This window comes from Anaeromyxobacter diazotrophicus, assembly GCF_013340205.1.
In the GTDB taxonomy this organism is placed as follows: domain Bacteria; phylum Myxococcota; class Myxococcia; order Myxococcales; family Anaeromyxobacteraceae; genus Anaeromyxobacter_A; species Anaeromyxobacter_A diazotrophicus.
On record NZ_BJTG01000002.1, the window covers coordinates 152,645 to 178,024 of the forward strand.

The window sequence follows — 25,380 nt, forward strand, 5'->3', positions numbered from 1 at the left end:
CTCAGCCCTTGGGCAGCGACACCCGGAACACGGCGCCGCCTCCGGGGTTGTCCTCGACGGCGATCCCGCCCCCGTGCATCTCGACGATGCGCTTCGCGATGGCGAGCCCGAGGCCAGTGCCCTTCACGCCCGCCTTCCCGAGCCGCTCGAACCGGTTGAACAGCCGGGGCTTGTCGGCGTCGGGGACGCCCTCGCCGCGATCCGCCACCGACACGTGCCAGCGGTCGCCCGCGTCCTCCACCCCGACCGCCACCGTCCCCTGGTCCGGGCCGTACTTGACCGCGTTCGAGATGAGGTTCGCGAAGACGTCCGCGATCAGGGGGTGCGCGCGCGTGAGGTAGCCCGCGCCGCGCCCCTGGTAGGCGATGCGGCCGCGCCGCGCCTCGGCGAAGGGCTCGCTCTGCGCCACCACCTCCGCCAGCACCGCTCCGAGGTCGAGCTGCTCGAGCGCGATCTCCCGCGCCGCCGACACCTTCGCGTAGAGGGCGGCGCTGTCGATCATCTCGGTGAGCTGGGCGCAGCCGCGGCGGGCCCGGGCCACGAGCTGCTGCGACCGCGGCGCGTGCTCCTCCTTGTCGAGCAGGTCGAGGGCCAGCCTCACCGTGCTGACCGGGCCGAGCAGATCGTGGCGGAGGATGTCGGCGAACAGCTCCTTGAGCTGGTTGGCGTCCTCGAGCCGGTGCGCGTAGCCCCGCAGCTCCTCCTCGGTGCGCTTCCGCTCGGAGATGTCGCGGATGATGCCGATGGCGGCCGGCGGCCGCCCGAGGCCCCCCGGCACCAGCGCGGTCGCGAGCCAGACGGGGAACACGTGCCCGTCCTTGTGCCGTACGTCGAGCTCGCCCGCCCAGCGTCCGGCGCGCTGGAGCGCGGGGAGGATGATGCGCTCGGCGAAGTGAGGGTCGGCGTTCATGAGGTCGACGTGCCGGCCGCGCAGCTCCTCGGGCCCGTACCCGTAGAGCGCCTGGACGGCCGCGTTGGAGTAGCAGACCCGGCCCTGGACATCGACCACCTGGACGCCGTCGGGCGCCTCGGCGAGCGCCGCGGTGAGGAGCTGGAGGCGCGCGCGATCCTGGGTCCGGACGAAGAGCAGGACGAGGAGCGTGGCCACCACCGCGCGCATCCAGAGCTCGGGGGCGCTGGGGTGGAACAGCTCCTGCACGAAGACGCCCCCGAGGAAGCCGGCGTCGACCGCGGCGTCGACGATCCAGGCCGCGACCACGCTCGCCCCGGTCGCGGCCGCGAGCTGGCGGACGCGAGCGCGCCGGTTCGGCGACAGCAACCAGAGGGTGTACGAGGACATGCGAGGGGCGGACAGGATCGGCCCTGGCGGCGGGCCGGTCAACCCCCAGCTGAGACCCATCGTACGATCGCACGCAGAGCGAAGGAGCTCGCCCGCGCCGTCCACCCCGGCCCGCGGCCGCCACCGTGCGGAAAAACGGGTGGACGGACGTGTGGTTGCAGCCGCCTCCCCCGCCGAGGTCGCGAGGGGCCTCGCCGGCCGCGCGGCGCGCGCCCCGGGCGGGCTCGAGAACTCGGGCGGCGAGCCCCCGCCGCGGATAACTCACGGTGGCTGGTTCACCCTCGCGGTCACGGCGGAGTGCCCTTTGTCGAGAACGTCCCTCCTGCGCAGCCTCGCCCTCCTCGGCTCGGCGGGGCTCGCCTGCGCGCACCCGGGCGGCTCCGCGAAGACGGGCGACGGCGCCGGCGGTGCGGGCCCGGTCGAGCTCAAGTTCGCCTGGCCCGACGGCTTCCAGTCGCACGTCCTCATCGCGCACGAGGCGCGCCGGTCGGGCGCGGAGCCGACCGGCCTCATCGCCCGGCAGCGCATGGTCGCGGAGAAGCAGGGGAGCGAGGTCCGGGTGTCCACCCGCGACGTCGCCGCCCGCGGCAACGAGCCCGACCTCGAGTCCATCGTGAAGATCAACGAGGCGCTCGTGCAGGTCGTCGCGCCCGACGGCCGGTTCAGGCGCGCCGAGGGCCTCGACCAGGCGCTCGCGGCGATCAAGACCGCCACGCCCGAGGAGCGCGAGAAGGCGCGGCAGGCGCTCATCCGCTCGACCGCGTTCGACTGGGAGCTCATGGTGGGCGCCTGGGCGGGCGAGCAGCTCGCGCCCGACCAGCCGAAGCGCAAGCAGCTCCAGGGCTACGTCCCGCACATCGTCGCGGTCGAGGCGCTGCTCGAGGTCGAGTACGGGCTCGAGGGGCGGGTGCCGTGCACCGAGCAGGAGACGGAGCGCCGCTGCGTCCAGCTCTCGTACCGGGCCAGCCTGGCGCCGGGGGACCGGCCGGCGACGCTCGACCGGCTCCGGCGGATCACCACCTCCGAGGCGGCGAAGGCGACCCCCGAGGACGTGCACGCGGACATCGAGCTGCTCCTCGTCACGGAACCGGAGACGCTCATCCCGCACCGGATGACCCAGCGCGAGCGCCTGCGCCTCCGCCTGCGGCTGGCCGAGGGGCGCGTGGTGGAGACCGAGGACCGCTCCGAGGACACCTACCTCTTCTCGGATCGGGAGCTCTCCGCCCCGGAGCCCGAGCGGAAGCCGGAGAGCAAGCCGGAGGGCAGGTCCGGCGACCTGTGAGCGGCGCCGCGGGCCGTGCCGGCCCGCTACTCCCCGCGCGTCGGGCAGCCGTAGGCGACCACCTCGACCTCCGCGTCCGGGTGGCGGCTCCGCAGCAGGACGGCGTACTCCTCGACGCGCTGGCGGTTGCGGCTGCCGCAGATCGGCGGCTCGAGCCGCTCGTCCGCGGTCAGCACGGGCGAGGTGCAGGCCGGGGTCCCGTTCACGCTGACGTGCCAGATCGCCATCGCCGCGAGGATAACCCGGCGGCTCCCGCTTGGGGTCCGGCGGGCGCGAGCCATGCGCGTCGGCCCCGCGCGCGCCAGATGATCCGGGCGAGGCGGCTTCCGCTCGGCCGCTCGCGGAGGATCCTCGTGACGACGTCGAACCCCGCCACCCGTTGGTCCGCGCTCGCGCCCTACCTGCTCAGCCTGCTCCGGATCGTGGCCGCCTTCCTCTTCATCCAGTTCGGGACGGCGAAGCTCTTCGCGCTCCCGGCGGCGGTCATCCCGGGCGGCGGCACCGTGCCGCTCGCGTCGCTGCCGGGGATCGCGGGCGCCCTGGAGGCGTTCGGCGGCGCGCTCCTCCTGGTCGGCCTGTTCACGCGGCCGGTGGCGTTCCTGCTGTCCGGGGAGATGGCCTTCGCCTACTTCATCGGCCACGCGCCGAAGGGCTTCTGGCCGGTCCTCAACCAGGGGCACCCCGCCATCCTGTTCTGCTTCGTCTGGCTCTACCACTCGGCCGCCGGCGCCGGCCCGTGGAGCCTCGACGCGCTGCGGAGGAGGTGAGCGGCGCGGCTCGCCCGAGCCCAGCGCCGGCCAGCGACGGTCAGGGCGCGGCGCCCCGCCGCCGGTGCGCGACCGGCGAGCGCCCCGTCCACTGCCGGAAGGCGCGGGAGAAGCTCTTCTCGCTCCGGAAGCCGACCGCCCAGGCCACCTGCTTGACCGAGCGGCCGCTGCGGTCCAGCAGCTCGACGGCCAGCTCGCGCCGCGCCGCGTCCTTCAGGGCCTGGAGCGACGAGCCCTCCTCGCGGATCTGGCGGTGCAGGCTCCGGACCGAGACGTGGAGCTCCCGCGCCAGGTCGGCGGCGCTGCGGAGGCGGTCGGCGCGGCTGCGCAGCGCCTGGCGCACCCGCCGCACGAGCAGCCGGTCGCGCCGGTACGGGAGCACGGTCAGCGGCAGCGCCCGCTGCAGCATGAGCTGGAGCGCGTGCTCGTCGCGCTGCAGCGGGAGCGCGAGGTACTGCGCGTCGAAGCTGAGGCTCGCCGGCCCGGCGTCGAACGCGACCGGGCCGGGGAAGAGGAGCGGGTAGACGTCGGCGTGGGGCGGGGCCGCGAAGGGGAAGGTGACCCGCAGGAGCGGGATGCGGGAGTCGACCGCCCAGCAGGCGTACCCGTGCACGTACCTGAGGAGCGTGAGGAGGCAGAACTCGCGCAGGTCGCCGAAGCGGCGGCGCTCGGCGATGGAGAGGGTGGCCTCCGCCCCCGCGTGCGAGAGCTGGAGCAGCACGTCGTCGGTCAGGAGCCGGTGGTGGCGGCACCAGCGCTTGAGCGCGACCCCGAGCGTCGGGGCGGTGATCGACGCGCGGCAGAGCATCCCGTAGCTGCCCCAGGGGAGCTTGCGCGAGAACCAGCCGAGCGCCTCGTCGTCGAGCTGCCGCATGGCGGCCTCGGACACGACCTCCATCTGCCGGGCGGTGATGCGGGCGCTCGAGCTGGCGAGCTGGGCTGGCGTGATCTGCGCCGCCCGCAGCGCCTCGCCGGGGTCCTCGCCGTAGCGCTCGTACCCCCGGACGAGGGCGCGGACGAAGGCCATGGGGGTGGCGGCCGGGGCGGGGAGGGAGCGGCGGGGGGGCGTCCGGGCCATCGCCCCCGGATCATGATCGAGCTGGCACGATTTGCAACCCAACTGGCGGCCTGTGTGCCCGCGCGGCCGACATGCTCAGGGACGCGATCGTCCGGCGGGCGCGGCAGCCGCCGCCGGCCCGGACGGCGCGGAGGAGTCCGCACATGGAGCCGATGGGCCTCGAGGCGAGCAGCGATCCCCGCAGCGCGGCGCCGCGTCACGGCGCGAAGGGCGATCCCGCGCCGCCGCGCGGCGGCGACGCCGTGGTGGCCGCGCTGCGCTACCCCGGCCTCGACCACGGCCTGGGCGAGACGGCCGACCTGCTCCGCGAGACGGTGCGGCAGTTCGCGGCCGAGGAGCTCGCGCCGCGCGCGGCGGACATCGACCGGGAGAACCACTTCCCGATGGACCTCTGGCGCAAGATGGGGGCGCTCGGCCTCCTCGGCGTGACCGTCGACCCGCGGTACGGCGGCGCCGGCATGAGCTACCTCGAGCACGTGCTGGCGGTGGAGGAGCTCAGCCGCGCCTCGGCCGCGGTGGGGCTCGCCTACGGCGCGCACTCGAACCTGTGCGTGAACCAGATCCACCGCAACGCGAGCGAGGCGCAGAAGCAGCGTTACCTGCCGAAGCTCGTCTCCGGCGAGCACGTGGGCGCGCTCGCCATGAGCGAGCCGGGCGCGGGCTCCGACGTGGTGGGCATGAAGCTCCGGGCCGAGAAGCGGGGCGACCGCTACGTGCTCAACGGCAGCAAGATGTGGATCACGAACGGGCCGCACGCGGACGTGACCGTGGTCTACGCGAAGACCGATCCCGCCGCCGGCCCGCGCGGCATCACCGCCTTCCTGGTGGAGAAGGGCTTCCCGGGCTTCTCGACCGCGCAGAAGCTCGACAAGCTCGGCATGCGCGGGTCGGACACCTGCGAGCTCCTCTTCGAGGACTGCGAGGTCCCGGAGGAGAACGTCATGGGCGGGGTCGGGCGCGGCGTGAACGTGCTCATGAGCGGCCTCGACTACGAGCGGCTCGTGCTCGCCGGCGGCCCGCTCGGCATCATGCAGGCGTGCCTCGACGTGGTGATCCCGTACGTCCACGAGCGCAAGCAGTTCGGCCAGGCCATCGGCGAGTTCCAGCTCATGCAGGGGAAGCTGGCCGACATGTACACGACGCTCAGCGCCTGCCGCGCCTACGTGTACGCGGTGGCGCGGCAGTGCAGCGCCGGCAAGACCGCCCGCAAGGACGCGGCCGGCGCCATCCTCTACGCCTCCGAGCGCGCCACCCGCATGGCGCTCGACGCCATCCAGTGCCTGGGCGGCAACGGCTACATCAACGACTTCCCCACCGGCCGGCTCCTGCGCGACGCGAAGCTGTACGAGATCGGCGCCGGGACGAGCGAGATCCGGCGCATGCTCATCGGCCGCGAGCTCTTCAACGAGACCGCCTGATCGCCGGAGCGAGGATCCACGCCGCCATGAGCGCGCTCGAGAGCAAGGTCAACCCGCAGTCGGCGGACTTCCGCCGCAACGCCGAGGCGATGCGCGCCCTGGTGGCCGACCTGCGCGCGAAGGTGGCCGCCGTCGAGCAGGGCGGAGGCCCGCGCGCCTGCGCCAAGCACACCGAGCGCGGGAAGCTCCTGCCCCGCGACCGCATCCGCCTGCTCCTCGACGTGGGGGCGCCATTCCTCGAGCTCTCGCAGCTGGCGGCGCACGGCATGTACGGCGGCGAGGTCCCGGCGGCGGGCCTCCTCACCGGCATCGGGCGCGTGAGCGGCCGCGAGTGCGTGATCGTGGCGAACGACGCCACCGTGAAGGGCGGCTCCTACTACCCGCTCACGGTGAAGAAGCACCTGCGGGCGCAGGAGATCGCCCGCGAGAACCGGCTGCCCTGCGTCTACCTCGTCGACTCCGGCGGCGCGAACCTGCCGCAGCAGGACGAGGTCTTCCCGGACCGCGACCACTTCGGGCGCATCTTCTTCAACCAGGCCAACCTCTCCGCGGCGGGCATCCCGCAGATCGCGGTGGTCATGGGCTCCTGCACCGCCGGCGGCGCCTACGTCCCCGCCATGTCGGACGAGAGCGTCATCGTCCGCAAGCAGGGGACGATCTTCCTCGGGGGCCCGCCGCTCGTGAAGGCCGCCACCGGCGAGGTGGTCACCGCCGAGGACCTGGGCGGCGCCGACGTCCACAGCCGCACCTCCGGCGTCACCGACCACTACGCCACCGACGACGCCCACGCGCTCCGCATCACCCGGCGCATCGTCGCCGACCTGAACGCCGTGAAGCGCCCGCAGCTCGCGCTGGAGCGCCCGGTCGAGCCGCGCCACGATCCGGCCGAGCTCCACGGCGTCATCCCCACCGACACCCGCAAGCCCTACGACGTCCGCGAGGTGATCGCGCGCATCGCCGACGGCTCCGAGCTCGACGAGTTCAAGCGGCTCTACGGCACGACGCTCGTCTGCGGCTTCGCGCGGGTGTGGGGCTATCCGGTGGGGATCGTCGCGAACAACGGGATCCTCTTCTCCGAGTCGGCGCTGAAGGGCGCGCACTTCATCGAGCTGTGCGCGCAGCGCGGCATCCCGCTCGTGTTCCTCCAGAACATCACCGGGTTCATGGTGGGGTCGAAGTACGAGGCGGGGGGCATCGCCAAGGACGGCGCCAAGATGGTGACCGCGGTCGCCTGCGCCCGCGTCCCCAAGTTCACCTTCATCATCGGCGGGAGCTTCGGCGCCGGGAACTACGGGATGTGCGGCCGCGCCTACTCGCCGCGCTTCCTGTGGATGTGGCCGAACGCCCGCATCTCGGTGATGGGCGGCGAGCAGGCCGCGAGCGTGCTCTCCCAGGTGAAGCGGGACGCGATGGAGGCGCGTGGCGAGGCGTGGTCGCAGGAGGAGGAGGAGGCGTTCCGGGCGCCGCTCCGCGAGCAGTACGAGACGCAGGGTCACCCGTACTACGCGACCGCGCGCCTGTGGGACGACGGGATCATCGACCCCGCCGAGACGCGGACGGTGCTCGCGCTGGGGCTGTCGGCGGCGCTCAACGCGCCCATCGAGCCGACGGCGTTCGGCGTCTTCCGGATGTGACGCCGCGGCCTCGGCGAAGGGGAGGGTGAGCCGGACATGTTCGACAAGATCCTGATCGCGAACCGCGGGGAGATCGCGTGCCGCGTCCTCCGGACGGCGCGGCGCCTCGGCGTCCGGACGGTGGCGGTCTACTCCGACGCCGACGCGGGGGCGCAGCACGTGGCGCAGGCCGACGAGGCCTACCGGATCGGCCCCGCCCCGGCGCGCCAGAGCTACCTCGACGCGGACGCCATCCTCGAGGCCGCCCGGCGGAGCGGCGCGCGCGCGGTGCACCCAGGCTACGGCTTCCTGTCGGAGAACGCGGCCTTCGCCGAGGCGTGCGCGGCGGCGGGGCTCGTCTTCATCGGCCCGCCGGCGGCGGCGATCCGCGCCATGGGGTCGAAGAGCGCGGCGAAGCGGCTCATGGGCGAGGCGGGGGTCCCGCTCGTGCCGGGCTACCACGGCGAGGATCAGGCGCCGGACCGGCTGGCCCGGGAGGCGGCGCGGATCGGCTGGCCGGTGCTGGTGAAGGCCTCCGCCGGCGGCGGCGGCAAGGGCATGCGGGCGGTGAGCGACGCCGCCGCCTTCCAGGACGCGCTCGCCGGCGCCAAGCGCGAGGCGCTGGCGTCGTTCGGCGACGACCGCGTGCTGCTCGAGCGGTACCTGACGCGCCCGCGCCACGTCGAGATCCAGGTCTTCGCCGACGGGCACGGCCACGCCGTCCACCTGTTCGAGCGCGACTGCTCGATCCAGCGCCGGCACCAGAAGGTGCTGGAGGAGGCGCCCGCCCCGGGCCTCGGCCCCGCCCTGCGCGAGGCGATGGGCCGGGCGGCCCTCGCGGCGGCGAGGGCGGTGGGCTACGTCGGCGCGGGCACGGTCGAGTTCCTGCTCGACGCGGACGGCCGCTTCTACTTCATGGAGATGAACACGCGGCTGCAGGTGGAGCACCCGGTGACCGAGCTCGTCACCGGCCAGGACCTGGTCGAGTGGCAGCTCCGCGTGGCCGCCGGCGAGCCGCTCCCGCTCGGCCAGGACGAGCTCGCCCTGAATGGCCACGCCATCGAGGCGCGCGTCTACGCCGAGGACCCGTCGCGCGAGTTCCTCCCCTCGATCGGCAGGCTCACCCACCTGCGCCGGCCGCCGGAGGGCCCCCACGTGCGGGTCGACACCGGCGTCCGCGAGGGGGACGAGGTCACCATCCACTACGACCCGATGATCGCGAAGCTCGTGGTCTGGGACTCGGACCGCGCCGGGGCGGTGCGGCGGCTCCGCGCCGCGCTCGCCGAGTACCAGGTGGTGGGCGTCACCACCAACCTCTCCTTCCTGGGCGCGATCGCGGCGCACCCCGCGTACGCCGCGGCCGAGCTGGACACCGGCTTCATCGAGCGGCACCGCGCGGGCCTGCTGGGCGACGCGGCGCCGGCCACGGACACGGTGCTCGCGCTCGCCTGCCTCGACGTGCTCCTCCGCCGCGCCTCCGCCGCCGCGGAGGCGGCGCGCGCCTCGCACGACCCGCACTCACCCTGGCACCGCACCGACGGCTGGCGGCTCAACCTCGACGACCACCACGCCGTCACCTTCGTGGACGGCGGGCGGCACGTGCGGGTGGTGGCGCACTACCGGCCCCAGGGGCTCCTGCTCGAGCTGCCGGGCGGAGAGGTGGAGGTGCGCGGGGAGCGCAGCGGCGAGGACGACCTCGTCGCCGACGTGGGCGGCGCGCGCATTCGCGCCACGGTCGTCCGCAGCGGCGACGAGCTGGTGGTCATGACGCACGGCCGGGGGCACCGGCTCGCGCTGCACGACCCCGACCAGGCGGCGGAGCGCGACGTCGCCGGGGGCAGCCTCACCGCGCCGATGCCGGGCAAGGTCATCGCGGTCCTGGTGGAGCCCGGGAGCGCCGTGAAGAAGGGCGCGCCGCTCCTCATCCTGGAGGCCATGAAGATGGAGCACACGGTCACCTCGCCGCGCGACGGCCGGGTGGCCGAGGTCCACTTCGCGGCCGGCGCGCTGGTGAGCGAGGGCGCGCAGCTCCTCGCCCTCGAGCCGGAGCCCGAGTCCGCCGCCTGAAGCCGGCGGGAGTCACCGCCGCGGCGATGGGCCGGCTCGCCGTCACTTCACGGAGAAGTACACCCGCGCTCCCTTCTCCTTCCCGGCGCGCTCGCCGCCCTGGGTGAGGAAGCCGGCGCCGGCGCCCCGCCCGCTCCCGGGTCGATCGGCCGGGCCCACGGATGGGTGGCCGGATCGTTCGCCCCCGGTCGACGTGCTACAGAACGGGCGCTCGACTCTCCATCGGGGGCTCCCATGGCCGAATCCACCGCCAAGCTCGACGCCGCGCCAGCCGGAGGGCGCGCCGGACAGTCCCTCCGCGGCCCCGCCTCGTCGCCGCCGCACGCCTGGCGTTTCCACCGCGTGGGCGGCCTCGACCAGGTGGTGCTCGAGACCGGCGCCGATCTCGCCCACCTGGATCAGCTCGATCCCAAGCTGTGGGTCGCGCTCTCCTGCCCCACCCAGGGGCTCGAGATGGACGCGCGGACGCTCGAGCTGCTCGACACCGATCGGGACGGGCGCGTGCGCGTCCCGGAGGTGCTCGCCGCGATCCGCTGGTGCGCTCCTCGCCTGCAAGACCTTGGGCAGCTCATCCCGGGCGCGGACGCGCTGCCGCTCGACGCGCTCGACCGCCGGACGCCGGAGGGGCGGGCGCTCCTCGGCGGCGCGCGGCAGCTGCTCGAGCACCTGGGGAAGCCCGACGCGACGGAGGTCACCGTCGCGGACGTGGCCGACACGAGCAAGGTCTTCGAGAAGACGCTCTTCAACGGGGACGGGATCGTGCCGCCCGAGGCCGCCGACGCCCCCGAGGTCCGGCAGCTCCTCGCCGAGGTCGTCGACTGCGTCGGGGCCAAGGTCGACCGGAGCGGCAAGCCGGGCGTGGACCAGGAGCGGCTCGACCTGTTCTTCGAGGAGCTGCGACGGTTCGTCGCCTGGTGGGCCGACGTGGCCGCGACCGAGGGCGCGATGCCGCTCGGGCCGGCGACGCCGGCGGCCTGGGAGGCGGTGCGCGCCGTGCGCCCGCGGGTGAACGACTACTTCGCCCGCTGCCAGCTCGCCGCGCTCGACCCGAAGGGCGCGGCGGCGCTCAACCGCGGCGAGGCGGAGTGGGCCGCGCTCGCGGCGAAGGACCTCGGCCTCGCCGTGGCGGACGTCGCCGCCTTCCCGCTCGCGCGGGTGGAGCCCGGCCGTGCGCTCCCGCTCCTCGAGGGCGTGAACCCCGCGTGGGCGAGCGCGCTGGCCGCGCTGCACCGCCACGCGGTGGCGCCGCTCCTCGGGGCGGAGGTGCGGGAGCTCACCCTCGACGCCTGGCGCCGGCTGGAGGCGGAGCTCGCCGCGCACGAGGCGTGGCAGGGCCGCAAGGCCGGGGCGGCGGTCGAGAAGCTCGGGCTCCTGCGCGCGCAGGCCCTCCTCGGGGGCGACGGCAAGGCCGCCGTCGAGGCGCTCCTCGCGAAGGACCGAGCGCTCGAGGCCGAGGCGGCGGCGGTCGGCGACGTGGTCCGCATGGTCCACTACCAGCGCGACCTCCACCGGCTGCTCAGGAACTTCGTCGCCTTCTCGGACTTCTACGACGTCCACGCCCGGGCGGTGTTCCAGGCGGGGACGCTGTTCCTCGACGGCCGCAGCTGCGACCTCTGCGTGCGGGTGAACGACCCCGCCGCCCACGCCGGGCTGGCCTCGCTCTCGCGCATGTACCTCGCCTACTGCGAGTGCCGCCGGCCGGGCGGCGCGCAGCTCAAGATCGCCGCCTGCTTCACCCAGGGCGACGCCGACTTCCTCATGGTCGGGCGCAACGGCGTGTTCTTCGATCGCCAGGGGCGCGACTGGGACGCCACCATCGTCAAGATCGTCGACAACCCCATCTCCATCCGGCAGGCCTTCTTCGCCCCGTACAAGAAGGCGCTCAAGCTCATCGAGGAGCAGGTGCACCGCTTCGCCGCCTCGAAGGCGAAGGCCTCCGACGACCGGGTGGCGAACGGGATCGGCAAGGCCGCCGACGCCGTGGTCGCCGGAAAGCCGCCCGCGCCCGAGCCGGTGGACGTCGGGAAGATGGTCGGGATCGTGGCCGCCCTGGGCGTCGGCATCGGCGCCCTCGGCACCCTCTTCGGCGGCTTCGTCTCCGGCTTCCTGAACCTCCAGCCGTGGTGGACGAAGCTCGCCGCGGTGGCCGGGGTGGTGCTCCTCGTCTCCGGGCCCTCCATGCTCATCGCCTGGCTCAAGCTGCGCCAGCGCACGCTCGGGCCGGTGCTGGACGCGAACGGCTGGGCCATCAACGGCCGGGTGAAGGTGAACCTGCCGCTCGGGACCGCCCTCACCGCCCGCGCGGCGCTCCCGGCCGGCGCGAGCCGCTCGCTCGAGGACCCCTACGAGGACCGCGCCGCGCGGCGGCGCCGCCGCCTGCTGTGGCTCGTCCCCGTGGCCGTCGCCGCGGCGCTGGCCGCGGCGCGCTTCGCGCACCGCTGGCCGTTCGGCCCATCCGGCCAGTAGCCTAACGCGCCACCAGCACGCTGCAGGGCGCCGCCCGCACCACCTTCTCGGCCACCGAGCCCAGCACCAGACGCTTGAGGCCGCTGCGGCCGTGCGTGGCGACGACGATGAGGTCACAGGGGTGCTCGCGTGCCCACTGGACGAGCGTCTCCGCCGGGCGACCCATGAGGATCTCCGAGCGGACCGGCCGATCCGTCGCCGCGGCGGCCTGCGCCCGGAGCCGCTCGAGCTCCCGCTCGGCCTCGCGCACCGCCTGGTCGAACAGCTCGGGAGGCGCGACGAGCACGTCCGTCGCGGACGCGGTGGGGGGCTCGTACACGTGCGCGATGGTCAGCTGGCACCGGTGCCGCCGGGTGAGGTCCATCGCCAGCTCGAGCGCGTGCTGCGAGGCGGGTGAGAAGTCGACTCCGCACAGAATCATCTCCCAGTCGGTCACGGTGTACCTCCGATCCGCTACGATCCTAGACCTCCGCCACGGGCGCCGAGCGTGGTCCTCCGAGGTGCGGCAGAGCGTCCCGGCCGCGCTCGGTCGCCGTCACGGGGTGCTGCCGGGCGATCGAGCGCGCGCGCTTCCGTTCGCCGGCCGCTCGGGCCCGCGGCCGCCCCCGGCGCGCCTCGCCCAGACCTTCCGCAGCTCGTCCAGCGCCCACATCGAGAGCGCGAAGAGCGCCGCCTGGAGCCACACCTCCGGCCCGAGGGGCGCCGTCCCGAAGAGCCACGCGCCGGGCCGGGTGTAGACGATGGCGAGGATCAACGTCACCTCGACCGCCACGCCGGCCAGCATGAGCGGGTTCCCCGTGAGGCCGAAGGCGAGCGAAGACGCGCGCGGATGACGGCAGAGGAAGACGTTCACCACCTGCATGACGACGATGGCCGCGAGGCACGCGGTGGTCGCCTGGAGATAGAGCGGGTCGGAGCTGGCGAGCGCCTCGCCGCGGTGCCACCCGGCTCGCGCCAGGACGGAGAGGAACGCCGCCATGGCGGCGACGGCCTCCATCACGCCCAGGAAGAGGTAGGCGCGGGCGACGAGGCCCCAGGTGAGGAGGCGCTCCTTGCGCGCGCGCGGCGGCCTCGTCATCACGGCTGGGTCCGGCTTCTCGGCGCCGAGCGCGAGCGCCGGGACCATGTCGGTCCCGAGGTCGACGGCCAGGATCTGGATGATGGTGAGCGGCAGCGGGATCCCGAAGAGCACGAAGGACAGGTAGGGCACGAGCTCGGGGATGTTGGAGGTGAGGATGTAGGTCAGGAACTTCCGGATGTTCTCGTATACCGAGCGCCCCTCCTCGACGGCGGCCACGATGCTGGCGAAGTTGTCGTCGAGCAGGATGACGTCGGCGGCCTCCCTGGCCACGTCGGTGCCGGAGAGGCCCATGGCGATCCCGATGTCGGCCGTCTTCAGCGCCGGCGCGTCGTTCACGCCGTCGCCGGTGACGGCGACGATCTCCCCCTTCTTCTTCAGCGCCTCGACCAGGGTCATCTTCTGCTCGGCGCTCACCCGGGCGAACACGAGCTGGCGCCCGTCGAGCGCCAGCTGGAGCTGCGCCGGGGAGAGCCGGCGCAGCTCGTCCCCGGTCACCACCCTCGGGGAGGCGTCCGTCACGAGCCCGATCTCGCGCGCGATGGCGAGGGCCGTGCGCGGGTGATCCCCGGTCACCATGAGGACGCGGATCCCGGCGCGTGCGCACCGGGCGATCGCGCCCGGCACCTCGGGGCGCGGCGGATCCTCCAGGCCCACCAGACCGGACAGCGTGAGCCCGCGGTCGTCGGTCGGCGGACCGCCCGCGCCGATCACGGCGTGGGCGAAGGCCAGCACGCGCAGGCCGCTCCCTGCGAGCTCGTCCTCGGCGCGCAGCAGGCGCGCCCGCTCGGCGTCGTCGAGCGGCGTGACGCCCGCGTCGCCCTCGACCGCCTCGCACGCCGGGAGGACGGTCTCCAGGGCGCCCTTGCAGTAGAGGACGCGGCCTTCGGGCGTGTCGCACAGCACCGACATGCGCTTGCGGGCGGTGTCGAAGGGGATCTCGTCGAGCCGGACGGCGCGCTCCCACCCCGCGGCGCGCCTCCCCATGGCGGCGAGCGCGACCTCCATGGGATCGCCGGCCGCGGCGCCGCCGGCGCGGTTCGCCTTCACGTTGTGGCAGAGCGCCGCGTTCAGCAGGAGCTGCCGGTGGCGCGCTGCCAGCTCCGGCCGGTCGGCCAGCGCGGCTGGTTCGAGGAGCGCGCGGCCGAGGAGCAGCCGCTTCACCGCCATGCGGTTCTCGGTCAAGGTGCCGGTCTTGTCGCAGCAGATGACCGAGGCCGAGCCGAGGGCCTCCACGGCCGGGAGGTGACGGACGAGGGCGTTGCGCCGGGCCATCCGCTGCGTCGCCATGGCGAGCGACAGGGTGACGGTCGGGAGGAGCCCCTCCGGCACGTTGGCGACGATGATGCCGATGGCGAGCAGGCAGCTCTCGATGAGCGGCAGGCGCATCGCCTGGCCGATGAGGAAGAAGGCGACCCCGAGCCCCATGGCGAGGAACGCCACCAGCCAGGAGAGGCGCGCGATCTCCCGTCTCAGAGGGGAGGGGGCCTCGCCCGCCGCCTGGGTGAGGCGAGCGATGTGACCGAACTCGGTCTGCATCCCGGTCGCGTACACGACGGCCGTGGCCTCGCCGGCAGCGAGCGAGGTGCCGGCGAGCAGCAGATCGCGCGCGAGGACGGGCGAGTCCTCCTGGCTGGGCTCGGCGGTGCGCGCCTTGGGCAGCGACTCGCCGTTCAGGGTGGCCAGGTTCACCCGCACCCCGAGGGCCTCGATCACCCGGCAGTCCGCCGGGACGAGATCGCCCTCCGCCAGCACCACGACGTCCCCAGGGACGAGGTCCACCGCGACGATCTGCTCCAGGGCGCCGCCGCGCATGACCTGCACCGTCTGCGGGAGCAGCCTCCGCAGCGCGGCCACCGCGCGCTCGGCCTTGTACTCCTGCCAGAAGGAGAAGACGCCGTTGACGAGGATGACGCCGACGATGGCGACGCCGAGCGTGCTCATGCCCTGGCCGGGGCCGTAGCGCTCGGCCAGGAAGGCCAGCGCCGCGCCGACCCAGAGCACGATCGCGAAGAAGTGGCTGAACTGCCGCGCGAAGCCGGCGAGGAGGCTCTCGCGGGCGAGCTCCTCGACGCGGTTCGGACCGAACTCGGCGAGCCGGCGCGCGGCCTCCGCCGGGGCGAGCCCGTCGCGGCCCGTCCTCAAGCTGGCGAGGGCCTCGTCCACGGAGAGCGGCGACAGCCGCACGGGGCGTCCTGGGGCGGGAGCGGGGATCACGTGGGCGGTGGACCTGGAACCTGGCGAGCGGTCAGCGCCGCTCGCGCCAGGGCGACCATCCGCTGCACCGCCAGCGCGTCCTCGCCGCCGGTCGCGGTGACCTCCGGGGAGAGCGGCGGCTCGTACCGCGCGTCGAGGCCGGGGAGGTGGTGCACGCGGCCCGCGCGCGCCGCCGCGTACAACCCCTTGGCGTCCCGCCGCTCGCAGACCCCGAGGGGCGTCGCCACGTGGACCTCCGCGAAGGCGGGCGCCATCGCCCGGGCCGCGTCGCGCCAGGCGCGGCGGTGCGCGGTGGCCGCGACGAGGACGGCGAAGCCCTGCGACGCGATCAGCGCGGCCAGGCGCGCCAGCGTGGCCTCGAACTGGTCGCGGCCGGCGGCGTCGTAGCCCGGCGCCGGCAGGAGGGCGGCGCGCACCGCGTCGCCGTCGAGGAGCACCGCCGGCAAGCGCTCGCGCCGGGCGGCCGCCTGCGCGCGCGCGGCGAGGGTGGACTTCCCGGCGCAGGGCAAGCCGGTGATCCAGAGGACGATCCCGCTCACGAGAAGAGCTCCCCGGCCCGGGCCGGGTCGAACCCGCGCGCGAGCGCGTCGCGCGCCAGCCCGAGGAGCCGCTCGCGCCCGGCGGCCGGCATCCGGGGGTAGAAGCGGGGGCAGGCGACCACCGCCGCGCGCCAGGCGAGGAACGGCGGCGCCACCTCGAGGACCTCCGCGTCGCCGGTGAGGCGCGGCCAGGCCGCCCAGAGCCGGTCCCACAGCACGCCGAGCGCGCCGCGCCCGGCCGGCGGCGCGCCGACCGCGAAGAACGGGAAGTTCACCGCCAGCGCCGTGAGGTCGTCCGCCGGGTCGCCGCGGGAGCCGCGGCTCGCGTCGAGCACGGTGAAGCGCGTCCCCCCCTCGAAGAGGATGTTGAACGGGTGGAAGTCGCCGTGGATGCGTCGCAGCCGGCCGTGGCGCGCGCGGAGCTTCCAGCGCCAGTCCAGCGCGAGGTGCTCGAGCTCGCGCAGGAGCGCCGGCGGGGCGCCGGGGGTGTCCGGCGGGTAGGCGTCGACGATCCCGAACAGGCCCTCGCCGCTGCCGAGCACGTCGCGCAGCGAGCGGCGCCAGCCGGCGGGGTCCTCCGCGGCGGGCGCGCCGAGCCCGGCCAGCCAGCCGAGGAGGGCGTCGAGCCGCTCCACGTCGAGGGGGACGAGCCGCCCGTCCTGCGCGATCCGCCGCAGGTCCGCCGCGTACGGCTCGCCGCGGGCGTACCGGGTGACCAGGTAGAACTCCCCGGCGTCGCGGAGCGACCGCAGGCCCTCGGGCGCGAAGGCGCCGACGTCCACGGCCTCGACGTGGCCGGGGAGCTCGCCGAAGGTGTCGAAGGCGAGCAGCAGCTCGGCGGCGCGATCGGCCCGCCGGTCGTGCCCGAACACGTCGGCGCTCGCCGTCCGGAACACGAGGGCGTCGGGCTCGCCGCTGGCGGTCCGGAGCAGGATCCGGAGCGGCAAGCCGTAGCCGGCGCACTTCTCCGTCGCCCCGCCTCCGCCGCTCGAGCCGAGCGGCTCGCAGCCGACGATCTCGGCGCCCGGGGACAGGCGCTCGACGACGGAGCGCATCCCCGGCGGCGCCGCGGGCGCGCCGCCGGCCTCCAGCGGAGCTGCCATGCCTGCAGGATGCGCGCTCCGCGCGCGGCGGGAGACGTTCCCGACAGGGTGGCTCCCGCGGGTGCGGTCCTTTGCCGGCGCCGTCCTGGCGGGACGCGTGCCGCGGGGTGCTTCACCTCCCGTCGCGAGCCGCGCGCGCGGGCGGGCCGCGGCGGGCGCGGCACCTCGCCGGCGCGCACGCCGGCGCCGCCCTGCGCTAGGATTCGCCGATGGTCGAGCCGGGGACGGTGGTGCAGGGGCTCAGCGAGCCGGAGAGCGCGGCGCGCCTCGCGGCCGAGGGGCCGAACGAGCTGCCGCGGGACCGCAAGCGCGGCTTCTGGGCCGCCGCGGCCGCAGTGGTGAAGGAGCCGATGCTCCTCCTCCTCCTCGGGGCGGGTGCGATCTACCTCCTCCTCGGCAGCCTGTCGGAGGCGCTGGCGCTGCTGCTCTCGGTGCTGGTGGTGATCGCCATCACCCTCATCCAGGAGCGCAAGACCGAGCGCGCCGTGGCGGCGCTGCGCGACCTCTCCAGCCCTCGCGCGCTGGTCGTCCGGGAGGGCGTCCGGCGCCGGATCGCCGGGCGGGAGGTGGTCCGCGGCGACGTGCTGGTGCTCGCCGAGGGCGATCGCGTCCCCGCCGACGCGGCGCTGGTCGCCGCCTCGAACCTCGAGGTGGACGAGTCGCTCCTCACCGGCGAGTCGGTGCCGGTCCGCAAGCGGGCCACGCCGGAGCGCCCGGCCGAGGCGCGCCCGGGCGGCGACGACCAGCCGTTCGTGTACGCCGGCACGCTGGTGGTGCGGGGGAGCGGGCTCGCCGAGGTGCTCGCCACCGGGCCGCGGAGCGCGATGGGGAAGATCGGCACCTCGCTCGGCGAGCTCGAGGCCGGGAACACGCCGCTGCAGGACGAGACGGCGCGGATCGTGAAGATCGTCGCGAGCGCCGGGCTCGCGCTCTGCGCGGCGCTGGTCGTGCTCTACGGCGTCACGCGCGGCGACTGGCTGCAGGGCTTCCTGGCGGGCATCGCGCTGGCGATGGCGGTGCTCCCGGAGGAGTTCCCGGTGGTGCTGACCATCTTCATGGCGCTCGGAGCGTGGCGCATCTCCAAGAGCCGGGTGCTCACCCGCCGGCTGCCGGCGGTGGAGGCGCTGGGCGCGGCCACCGTCCTCTGCACCGACAAGACCGGGACGCTCACCGAGAACCGGATGACGGTGGCGCGCCTGTGGCAGGCGGGTGCCCTGCACGCAGTGACCGGGGCGCCGCTGCCGGAGGCGGTGCACGAGGTGCTGGAGTTCGGCATCCTGGCGAGCCACCGCGACCCCTTCGACCCGATGGAGAAGGCGTTCCAGCGGCTGGGAGAGGCGGCGCTGGCGGGCACCGAGCACCTCCACCGGAGCTGGCAGCTCGTCCGCGAGTACCCGCTCTCCCCGGAGCTCCTCGCCGTCTCGCAGGTCTGGCGCTCCCCCGACGGCGAGCGGCTGGTGGTGGCGGCCAAGGGCGCGCCGGAGGCGATCGTCGAGATCTGCCACCTCGCGCCCGCCCGGGCGCAGGAGGTCCTGCGCCAGGCGTCGGACATGGGGGCCGACGGCCTCCGCGTGCTGGCGGTGGCGCGCGCGCGCTTCGGGCGCGGAGCGCTCCCGGCCGGGCAGCACGACTTCGACTTCGAGCTGGTCGGCCTGGTGGGCCTCGAGGACCCGGTGCGGCCGGGGGTGCGCGAGGCGGTGGCGGAGTGCGCCGGCGCCGGCGTGCGCGTGGTGATGATCACCGGCGACTCTCCGGGAACCGCCCGGGCCATCGCCCGCCAGGTGGGCCTGCCCGAGGACGAGGAGATCCTCACCGGCCGGGATCTCGAGGCGCTCTCTGCCGAGGAGCTGCGCCGCCGCGTTCACGGCGCCGGGGTCTTCGCCCGCGCGGTGCCGGAGCAGAAGCTCCGGCTGGTGCAGGCGCTCCGCGCCGAGGGCGAGGTGGTGGCGATGACCGGGGACGGCGTCAACGACGCGCCCGCGCTCAAGGCGGCCCACATCGGCATCGCCATGGGGGGCCGCGGCACCGACGTGGCGCGCGAGGCGGCGGCGCTCGTGCTGACCGACGACGACTTCACCTCGATCGTCGCGGCGGTGCGCCTCGGCCGGCGCATCTACGACAACCTGCGCCGGGCGATGGCGTACGTGCTGGCGGTGCACGTGCCCACCGCGGGCCTCGCGCTCCTCCCGGTGCTCCTCGGCTGGCCGCTCGTGCTCTACCCGGTGCACATCGTCTTCCTCGAGCTCATCATCGACCCGGCCTGCTCGATGGCCTTCGAGGCGGAGCCGGGCGACCCGGGGCTCATGCGGCGCCCGCCGCGCCAGGCCCGGGCGAGCCTCTTCGAGCGGCGGCTCGTCACGGTCGCGCTCCTGCAGGGGGCGACCCTGCTCGTGGCGACGCTGGTCTGCTTCCGCCTCGGGTTCGCCCACACCGGCTCGGCGGACTCGGGGCGCACGCTGGCGTTCACCACCCTCATCGCCGGGAACGTGTCGCTCATCCTGGTGAACCGCTCCTGGCGGCACGGCGTGCTGCCCACCCTGCTCCGGCGGAACGTCGCCTCCTGGGCGGTGGTGGGGGGCGCGACGCTCACCCTCCTGCTCGCCTTCTGGGTGCCGCTCCTGCGCCAGCTGTTCCGGTTCGGGCCGGCGAGCGCCGACGACCTCGCCATCGCCGCGGGCGCCGGGGTGCTCAGCCTGGTCTGGTTCGAGCTGCTGAAGCTCTTCAAGACCCGCTGGCTCGAGGCGGCGTGACCGCCGCCCTCAGCCGAACACGACCGACCGCATCGACAGCGAGGCCATGTCGAACCCGGTGATGGGGAAGCGCACGGGGTCGTCGGGGGCGGCCGCGCCCGCTGCGTAGAGCAGGGGGAGGTAGTGATCGGGCGTCGGGTGCGCGCGCCGGCCGGCCTCGCCCTCCAGGGCGCGCGCGAGGGCGTCGGTGTCGTGGCGGGCGAGGGCGCGGGCGAGCTCCTCGTCGAACTCGCGCGCCCAGGCGGGCGTCTCCTGGTCGCCGCGCCCCCAGGCCGTGAAGGCGTGGCGCAGGTTGTGGACGAGGTTGCCGCTCGCGAGGAGCAGGACCCCCTCGTCGCGGAGCGGCGCGAGCGCGCGTCCCAGCGCGAGGTGCTCGGCGGGCGCCAGGCGGCCGTCCAGGCTGAGCTGGACCACCGGGACGTCGGCCGCGGGCCGGAGGTGCACGAGCACGCTCCAGGTGCCGTGGTCGAGCCCCCACTCCCGGCTGAGCGACGCGCGCCCCTCGCCCACGAGCTGGACCGCGCGCCGGGCGAGGTCCGGCGCGCCGGGCGCCGGGTACTGGACCCGGTACAGCTCCTCCGGGAAGCCGCCGAAGTCGTGGATCGTCTCGGGGCGCTCGTCCGCCGTCGCATAGGTGCCGGCGACGTACCAGTGCGCGGAGACCGCCAGGATGGCCTTCGGCCGCGGGAGCGCCTCGCCGAGCACGCGGAAGCCGCGGCTCCAGGCGTTGTCCTCGACGGCGTTCATGGGGTTCCCGTGGCCGACGAAGACCGCGGGCATGCGGGTGGTGGGATCGGACATGTCGGAGGTCCTTCTAGCGACGGCCCGCGCGCTCCGCCCGGCCAGCGCGGACGATGGCCCCACCGCCGCGCCGCGGGCCTGCCGGGTTCCACCCGACGCGAAAGGGCGGTACCGTGTCGCGAACGGACCAGGCCGGCCGGCTCCTCCGCGCCCCTCGCGCGGCGGGCCGCGCCGTGTCGAGGAGAGCGGAGCGCATGCGCAGCGACATCGTGAAGAAGGGCTTCGAGCGGGCGCCGCACCGGAGCCTGCTCCGGGCGACGGGGCTCCGGGACGAGGACTTCGACAAGCCCTTCATCGGGATCGCGAACAGCCAGATCGACATCATCCCCGGCCACATCCACCTCCACGAGTACGGGCGCATCGCGAAGGAGGAGATCCGCAAGGCCGGCGGCGTGCCGTTCGAGTTCAACACCATCGGCGTGGACGACGGCATCGCCATGGGCCACGACGGCATGCTCTACAGCCTGCCCAGCCGCGAGCTCATCGCCGACTCGGTCGAGACGATGATGAACGCGCACAAGCTCGACGCGCTCCTCTGCATCCCCAACTGCGACAAGATCGTGCCCGGCATGATCATGGGCGCGCTGCGCGTGGACGTGCCGACCGTCTTCGTCTCGGGGGGGCCGATGCGCGCCGGCCGGCTCGCCGACGGCACCTCGGTCGACCTCGCCACCGCCTTCGAGGCGGTCGGCCAGCGCGCCCGCGGCCAGATCACCGACGCCCAGCTCCACGACCTCGAGTGCGCCGCCTGCCCCGGGGCCGGCTCCTGCGCCGGCATGTTCACCGCCAACTCGATGAACGTGCTGTGCGAGGCGATGGGGATCGCGCTGCCCGGCAACGGCACCGCGCCCGCGCTGACGCCGGAGCGGGAGGAGCTGGTCCGGCGCGCGGCGCGGCGGGTGGTCGAGATCGCCCTCGACGAGCGCTTCCGGCTGCGGAAGATCCTGAACGAGGACGCCATCCACAACGCCTTCGTGGTGGACATGGCGGTGGGCGGCTCGACCAACACCGTGCTGCACATGCTCGCCATCGCCCGCGAGGCGGAGGTCCCGTTCGACCTGGCGCGGATCGACGCCATCGCCCGCACCGTCGCCCACGTGGCCAAGATCTCCCCCTCGCTCTCGACCGTGCACATCGAGGACGTCCACGCGGCGGGCGGCATCCCGGCCGTGCTGCACGAGGTGGCGCGCCGCGGCGGCGTGGTCCGGACCGGCGCGCTCACCGTGACCGGGGAGACGGTCGGGGACCGCATCGGCGGGGCGCGGATCCTCGACCCGGCCGTCATCCACCCGCTCGAGCAGGCGTACTCGCAGGTGGGCGGCCTGGCCGTGCTGCGCGGCAACCTCGCCCGCGAGGGCGCGGTGGTGAAGACGGCCGGGATCGACCCGGCGATGCGGCGCTTCACCGGCCGGGCGCTCTGCTTCGACTCGCAGGACGAGGCGATCGCCGGGATCATGGCCGGCGCGGTGAAGCCCGGGCACGTGGTGGTCATCCGCTACGAGGGGCCGAAGGGCGGCCCGGGCATGCAGGAGATGCTGTCGCCGACGAGCCTGCTCGCCGGCATGGGGCTCGGCGCGAGCGTGGCGCTCGTGACCGACGGGCGCTTCTCCGGCGCGACCCGCGGCGCCTGCATCGGCCACGTCTCCCCGGAGGCGGCCGAGGGCGGCGAGATCGCGCTCGTCCGCGACGGCGACGCCATCAGCCTCGACGTGGAGGCGCGGACGCTCACGCTCGACGTCGCGCCGGCGGAGCTGCGGCGGCGCGCCGAGGGGTTCGTGCCGCGCCGGAAGGCGATCGCCTCGCGCTGGCTCCGCCGTTACGCCCACCTCGTCACGAACGCCGCCAGCGGCGCGGTGCTGGACGCGCCGCCCGCTTCATGATGACTTCGAGAGCTCCACCCCCCGAGAGGCACGCCATGCCGACGCCCGCCCGCCCGCCGCTCAAGCCGCCGCAAGCCTGCTCGTCGCTCGAGGAGGTGCGCGCCTCCATCGACGCGGTCGACCGCGACATCGTCGCGCTGCTGGCGTCGCGGCGCAGCTACGCGCTGCAGGCGGCGCGCTTCAAGGACGCCGCCGACGGGGTGAAGGACACCCGCCGCGAGGAGCAGGTGGTGGAGAACGTGCGGGCGCTCGCCGCCGAGTACGGCATCGAGCCGGACCTGGTCGAGACGCTCTACCGCGACATGATCGCCGGCTTCGTGCGGGTGGAGCAGGACGTGGGCGGCCACCGGGCGGCCCCGGTGGTGGAGAACGTCCACGTCGAGAGCTTCGACGTGATGCTCCCGCCGGAGGAGATGAAGCACCGCGTGCCGCTCACCGAGCGCGCCGCGAACGTGGTGGTGGAGGGCCGCCGCGCCGTCGAGGCCATCCTCGACCACCGGGACCCGCGGCTGCTGGTGGTGGTGGGCCCCTGCTCCATCCACGACCCCGAGGCGGGCCTCGACTACGCGCGGCGCCTCCGCGCCCTCGCCGACGAGGTCTCGGACACGCTCCTCCTCGTCATGCGCGTCTACTTCGAGAAGCCGCGCACCACCGTGGGCTGGGAGGGCTTCACCAACGATCCCCGCATGAACGGCTCCTTCCGCATCAAGGAGGGGATGGAGCGCGCCCGCAAGTTCCTCGTCGACGTGAGCGAGCTCGGGATGCCGGCCGCGACCGAGGCGCTCGACCCCATCGCGCCGCACTACCGCGGCGACCTCATCGCCTGGACCGCCATCGGCGCGCGCACCTCCGAGTCGCAGACGCACCGGAACCTGGCCTCGGGCCTCTCCTCGCCGGTCGGATTCAAGAACGGGACCGAGGGCGAGATCGAGGGCGCGGTGAACGCGATCGTCGCGGCGGCGCGCCCGCACGCCTTCCTGGGGATCAACGACCAGGGGCGCTCGGCGGTCATCCGCACCCGCGGCAACCGGTACGGGCACCTCGTGCTGCGCGGGGGCGGCGGCCGGCCGAACTTCGACACCGTCTCCGTGTCGATGGCCGAGCAGGCGCTCGCCAAGGCCGGCGTGCCGAAGAACATCGTCATCGACTGCTCGCACGCGAACTCGTGGAAGAAGCCGGAGCTCCAGCCGCTGGTGGTCCGCGACGCGGTCCACCAGATCCGCGAGGGGAACCGGTCGATCGTCGGCCTCATGATCGAGGGGTTCATCGAGCCGGGGAACCAGCCCGCCTCGCCCGATCCGGCGAAGCTCAAGTACGGCCAGTCGGTCACCGACCCCTGCCTGGGCTGGGACGACACGGCGGCCGTGCTGCGCGAGGCGCGCCTGGCGCTGCGCGACGTGCTCCCGCGCCGGATCGGCTGACTGGCCGCGCGCGCCCGCCGCGGCGCTCAGGGCGCCCCGGCGAGCAGGGCGTGCAGCTCGTCGAAGGGCGCCGGCTTGGCGAGGTGCGCGTCGAAGCCGGCCGCCCTCGCGCGCTCCTTGTCCTCCGGCTGGGCGTAGCCGCTCAGCGCGACGAGCCGGGTGGACGCGAGCGCGGGATCGGCGCGCAGCGTCCGGGCCACCTCGTACCCGTCCACGTCGGGGAGCCCGACGTCGCACAGCACGAAGTCCGGCTTCGCCTCGCGCGCCCGCGCGATCCCGGAGCGGCCGTCGGTGGCGATGACCACCCGGTGGCCGTCCAGCTCCAGCAGGTCGGCCACGGTGCGCGCCGCGTCCAGGTTGTCCTCGATGACGAGCACGGTCAGCGTCCGCGCCGCCGCCGGCCGCGCGGCGGGAGGGCTGGCGCGAGGCGCCGGCGCGCTCGCCTGCGGCAACGTCACGGTGAAGGTGGCGCCCCGATCCCGCCCGGCGCTCTGCGCGCGCACCGAGCCGCCGTGCAGCTCCACCAGGCCCTTCACCAGCGCGAGCCCGAGGCCCAGGCCCCCGTGCGTGCGCGCCTGGCCGTTCTCGGCCTGCACGAAGGGCTCGAACAGGCGCGGGACGAGCTCCGGCGCGAGCCCGATGCCGTCGTCCGCCACCCGGAGCTGCACCTCGCCCGGGCCGGTCGAGGCGCTCACCCCGACGTGGCCGCCCTCGCCGGTGAACTTCGCCGCGTTCTGCAGGAGGTTCCCGAGGACCTGCGCCAGGCGGGTGGCGTCCGCGTCCACCCAGACGGCGCCGGCGGGCAGGGCGATCCGCAGCTCGATGCCGCGCTGCTCGAAGGCCGGCCGGTGGTCGTCGCACGTCCGCCGGACGAGCTCGCGCAGCTCCAGGCGCTCGCGCCGGAGCTGCATCTTGCCCCGCGAGATGCGCGTGACGTCGAGCAGATCGTCGACCAGCCGCGCCAGGTGATCCGTCTGCCGGTGGATGACCTCCCGCGCGCGCGCGGCCTGAGGGCTCCCGGGCGGCATCCGGTCGAGGAGGTAGAGCCCGTCCCGGATCGGCGCGAGCGGATTGCGCAGCTCGTGCGACAGCACCGCCAGGAACTCGCTCTTCCGCCGGTCGGAGTCGCGCAGCGCCTGCTCCGCGGCCACCTGGTCGGTCACGTCCATCACGAACCCGTGCCAGAGCACGCTGCCGTCAGGCTCGGTCTTCGGGACGGACCAGCCCTCGAGCCAGCGCAGCCCCTTCGCCGGGTGCTGGTAGCGGAACCGATCGTGCCAGCGCGCGCCGGCGCGAGCGGCCTCGGCGATGCGCTCGCCCACGCGGTGGGCGTCGTCCGGGTGGAGGCGGTCGAACACCGGCGCCGCGTCCTCGGCGACGACGGACGGGGAGATCCCCCACACGTCCTCGCCCGCGGCGGTGGCGAACGGGAAGCAGGCGCTCCCGTCCGCCCGGAGGCGGTAGGAGCAGATGACCCCAGGCACGCTCTCCGCGATCTTCGCGAGCTGGTCCCGCAGCCGCTCCAGCTCGGACGCGTGGCCCGGAGGATCGCCCGCCGGGCCCGGTCGCCGACTCGTCTCCATCTCGCCGCCCCCGCGAC

General features: G+C 74.8%; 18 protein-coding genes. 9 read left to right on the forward strand and 9 right to left on the reverse strand.

All coding sequences use genetic code 11. From position 1 onward, the window contains the following. Position 1 precedes the first annotated feature (1 nt). Positions 2 to 1,300 carry a PAS domain-containing sensor histidine kinase gene (locus tag HWY08_RS03670; RefSeq protein WP_176063059.1) on the reverse strand — a complete coding sequence of 433 codons (1,299 nt, stop codon included), beginning with the start codon at positions 1,298 to 1,300 and terminating at the stop codon, positions 2 to 4. Between the two features lie 304 nt (positions 1,301 to 1,604). Here HWY08_RS03670 and HWY08_RS03675 point away from each other — a divergent pair, with 304 nt between their 5' ends. Next, entirely contained in the window at positions 1,605 to 2,582 is a 978-nt protein-coding gene (locus tag HWY08_RS03675; RefSeq protein WP_176063062.1) for a hypothetical protein, read from the forward strand. A gap of 26 nt (positions 2,583 to 2,608) precedes the next feature. On the opposite strand, the gene HWY08_RS03680 is transcribed toward HWY08_RS03675, so the two are convergent. Next, complete coding sequence (locus HWY08_RS03680) at positions 2,609 to 2,809, reverse strand: hypothetical protein (protein ID WP_176063064.1); 201 nt, start codon at positions 2,807 to 2,809, stop codon at positions 2,609 to 2,611. 126 nt (positions 2,810 to 2,935) lie between these two features. Here HWY08_RS03680 and HWY08_RS03685 point away from each other — a divergent pair, with 126 nt between their 5' ends. Beyond that, the gene (locus HWY08_RS03685) at positions 2,936 to 3,349 is read left to right on the forward strand and encodes a DoxX family protein (protein WP_235969439.1); all 414 of its coding nucleotides are present in this window, start codon (positions 2,936 to 2,938) and stop codon (positions 3,347 to 3,349) included. Positions 3,350 to 3,389: 40 nt separating this feature from the next. Here HWY08_RS03685 and HWY08_RS03690 read toward each other — a convergent pair whose 3' ends face one another. Beyond that, positions 3,390 to 4,427 (reverse strand): AraC family transcriptional regulator, encoded by a 1,038-nt coding sequence (locus HWY08_RS03690; RefSeq protein WP_176063068.1) that lies wholly within the window; start codon positions 4,425 to 4,427, stop codon positions 3,390 to 3,392. A 143-nt stretch (positions 4,428 to 4,570) separates the two neighbouring features. Here HWY08_RS03690 and HWY08_RS03695 point away from each other — a divergent pair, with 143 nt between their 5' ends. From HWY08_RS03695 to HWY08_RS03710, 4 genes are all read left to right on the forward strand, one after another. Further along, positions 4,571 to 5,845: an isovaleryl-CoA dehydrogenase gene (locus tag HWY08_RS03695; RefSeq protein WP_308469061.1), complete on the forward strand. Its 1,275-nt coding sequence runs from the start codon at positions 4,571 to 4,573 to the stop codon at positions 5,843 to 5,845. Between the two features lie 26 nt (positions 5,846 to 5,871). Beyond that, positions 5,872 to 7,479 (forward strand): carboxyl transferase domain-containing protein, encoded by a 1,608-nt coding sequence (locus HWY08_RS03700; protein ID WP_176063070.1) that lies wholly within the window; start codon positions 5,872 to 5,874, stop codon positions 7,477 to 7,479. A 36-nt stretch (positions 7,480 to 7,515) separates the two neighbouring features. Beyond that, complete coding sequence (locus HWY08_RS03705) at positions 7,516 to 9,525, forward strand: acetyl-CoA carboxylase biotin carboxylase subunit (RefSeq protein ID WP_176063072.1); 2,010 nt, start codon at positions 7,516 to 7,518, stop codon at positions 9,523 to 9,525. Positions 9,526 to 9,759: 234 nt separating this feature from the next. Further along, positions 9,760 to 11,991 carry a hypothetical protein gene (locus HWY08_RS03710; RefSeq protein ID WP_209005111.1) on the forward strand — a complete coding sequence of 744 codons (2,232 nt, stop codon included), beginning with the start codon at positions 9,760 to 9,762 and terminating at the stop codon, positions 11,989 to 11,991. A gap of 1 nt (position 11,992) precedes the next feature. On the opposite strand, the gene HWY08_RS03715 is transcribed toward HWY08_RS03710, so the two are convergent. The 4 genes from HWY08_RS03715 to HWY08_RS03730 all read right to left on the reverse strand — a co-directional run bounded on the left by HWY08_RS03715 (position 11,993) and on the right by HWY08_RS03730 (position 16,928). Continuing rightward, positions 11,993 to 12,427 (reverse strand): universal stress protein, encoded by a 435-nt coding sequence (locus tag HWY08_RS03715; RefSeq protein WP_176063074.1) that lies wholly within the window; start codon positions 12,425 to 12,427, stop codon positions 11,993 to 11,995. Between the two features lie 99 nt (positions 12,428 to 12,526). Next, positions 12,527 to 15,256, reverse strand: coding sequence for a cation-translocating P-type ATPase (locus HWY08_RS03720; protein ID WP_176063076.1), 2,730 nt, complete (start codon positions 15,254 to 15,256; stop codon positions 12,527 to 12,529). A 26-nt stretch (positions 15,257 to 15,282) separates the two neighbouring features. Next, positions 15,283 to 15,825, reverse strand: a complete 543-nt coding sequence (locus HWY08_RS03725; protein ID WP_176063078.1) for an adenylyl-sulfate kinase — start codon at positions 15,823 to 15,825, stop codon at positions 15,283 to 15,285. Continuing rightward, complete coding sequence (locus HWY08_RS03730; RefSeq protein WP_176063080.1) at positions 15,822 to 16,928, reverse strand: aminoglycoside phosphotransferase family protein; 1,107 nt, start codon at positions 16,926 to 16,928, stop codon at positions 15,822 to 15,824. The genes HWY08_RS03725 and HWY08_RS03730 overlap by 4 nt, the downstream gene beginning before the upstream one ends. Before the next feature lie 209 nt (positions 16,929 to 17,137). On the opposite strand from HWY08_RS03730, the gene HWY08_RS03735 reads away from it, so the two are divergent. Further along, positions 17,138 to 19,678, forward strand: coding sequence for a cation-translocating P-type ATPase (locus HWY08_RS03735; RefSeq protein WP_176063082.1), 2,541 nt, complete (start codon positions 17,138 to 17,140; stop codon positions 19,676 to 19,678). Between the two features lie 9 nt (positions 19,679 to 19,687). Here the strand turns inward: HWY08_RS03735 and ygiD are convergent, their stop codons facing one another. Continuing rightward, positions 19,688 to 20,479 (reverse strand): 4,5-DOPA-extradiol-dioxygenase, encoded by a 792-nt coding sequence (gene ygiD, locus HWY08_RS03740; RefSeq protein WP_209005112.1) that lies wholly within the window; start codon positions 20,477 to 20,479, stop codon positions 19,688 to 19,690. 194 nt (positions 20,480 to 20,673) lie between these two features. Here ygiD and ilvD point away from each other — a divergent pair, with 194 nt between their 5' ends. Beyond that, positions 20,674 to 22,359 (forward strand): dihydroxy-acid dehydratase, encoded by a 1,686-nt coding sequence (gene ilvD / locus HWY08_RS03745; RefSeq protein WP_176063084.1) that lies wholly within the window; start codon positions 20,674 to 20,676, stop codon positions 22,357 to 22,359. Positions 22,360 to 22,394: 35 nt separating this feature from the next. Further along, complete coding sequence (locus tag HWY08_RS03750) at positions 22,395 to 23,780, forward strand: 3-deoxy-7-phosphoheptulonate synthase (protein ID WP_176063087.1); 1,386 nt, start codon at positions 22,395 to 22,397, stop codon at positions 23,778 to 23,780. Positions 23,781 to 23,806: 26 nt separating this feature from the next. Here the strand turns inward: HWY08_RS03750 and HWY08_RS03755 are convergent, their stop codons facing one another. After that, positions 23,807 to 25,363 (reverse strand): hybrid sensor histidine kinase/response regulator, encoded by a 1,557-nt coding sequence (locus HWY08_RS03755; RefSeq protein WP_176063090.1) that lies wholly within the window; start codon positions 25,361 to 25,363, stop codon positions 23,807 to 23,809. Positions 25,364 to 25,380 lie beyond the last annotated feature (17 nt).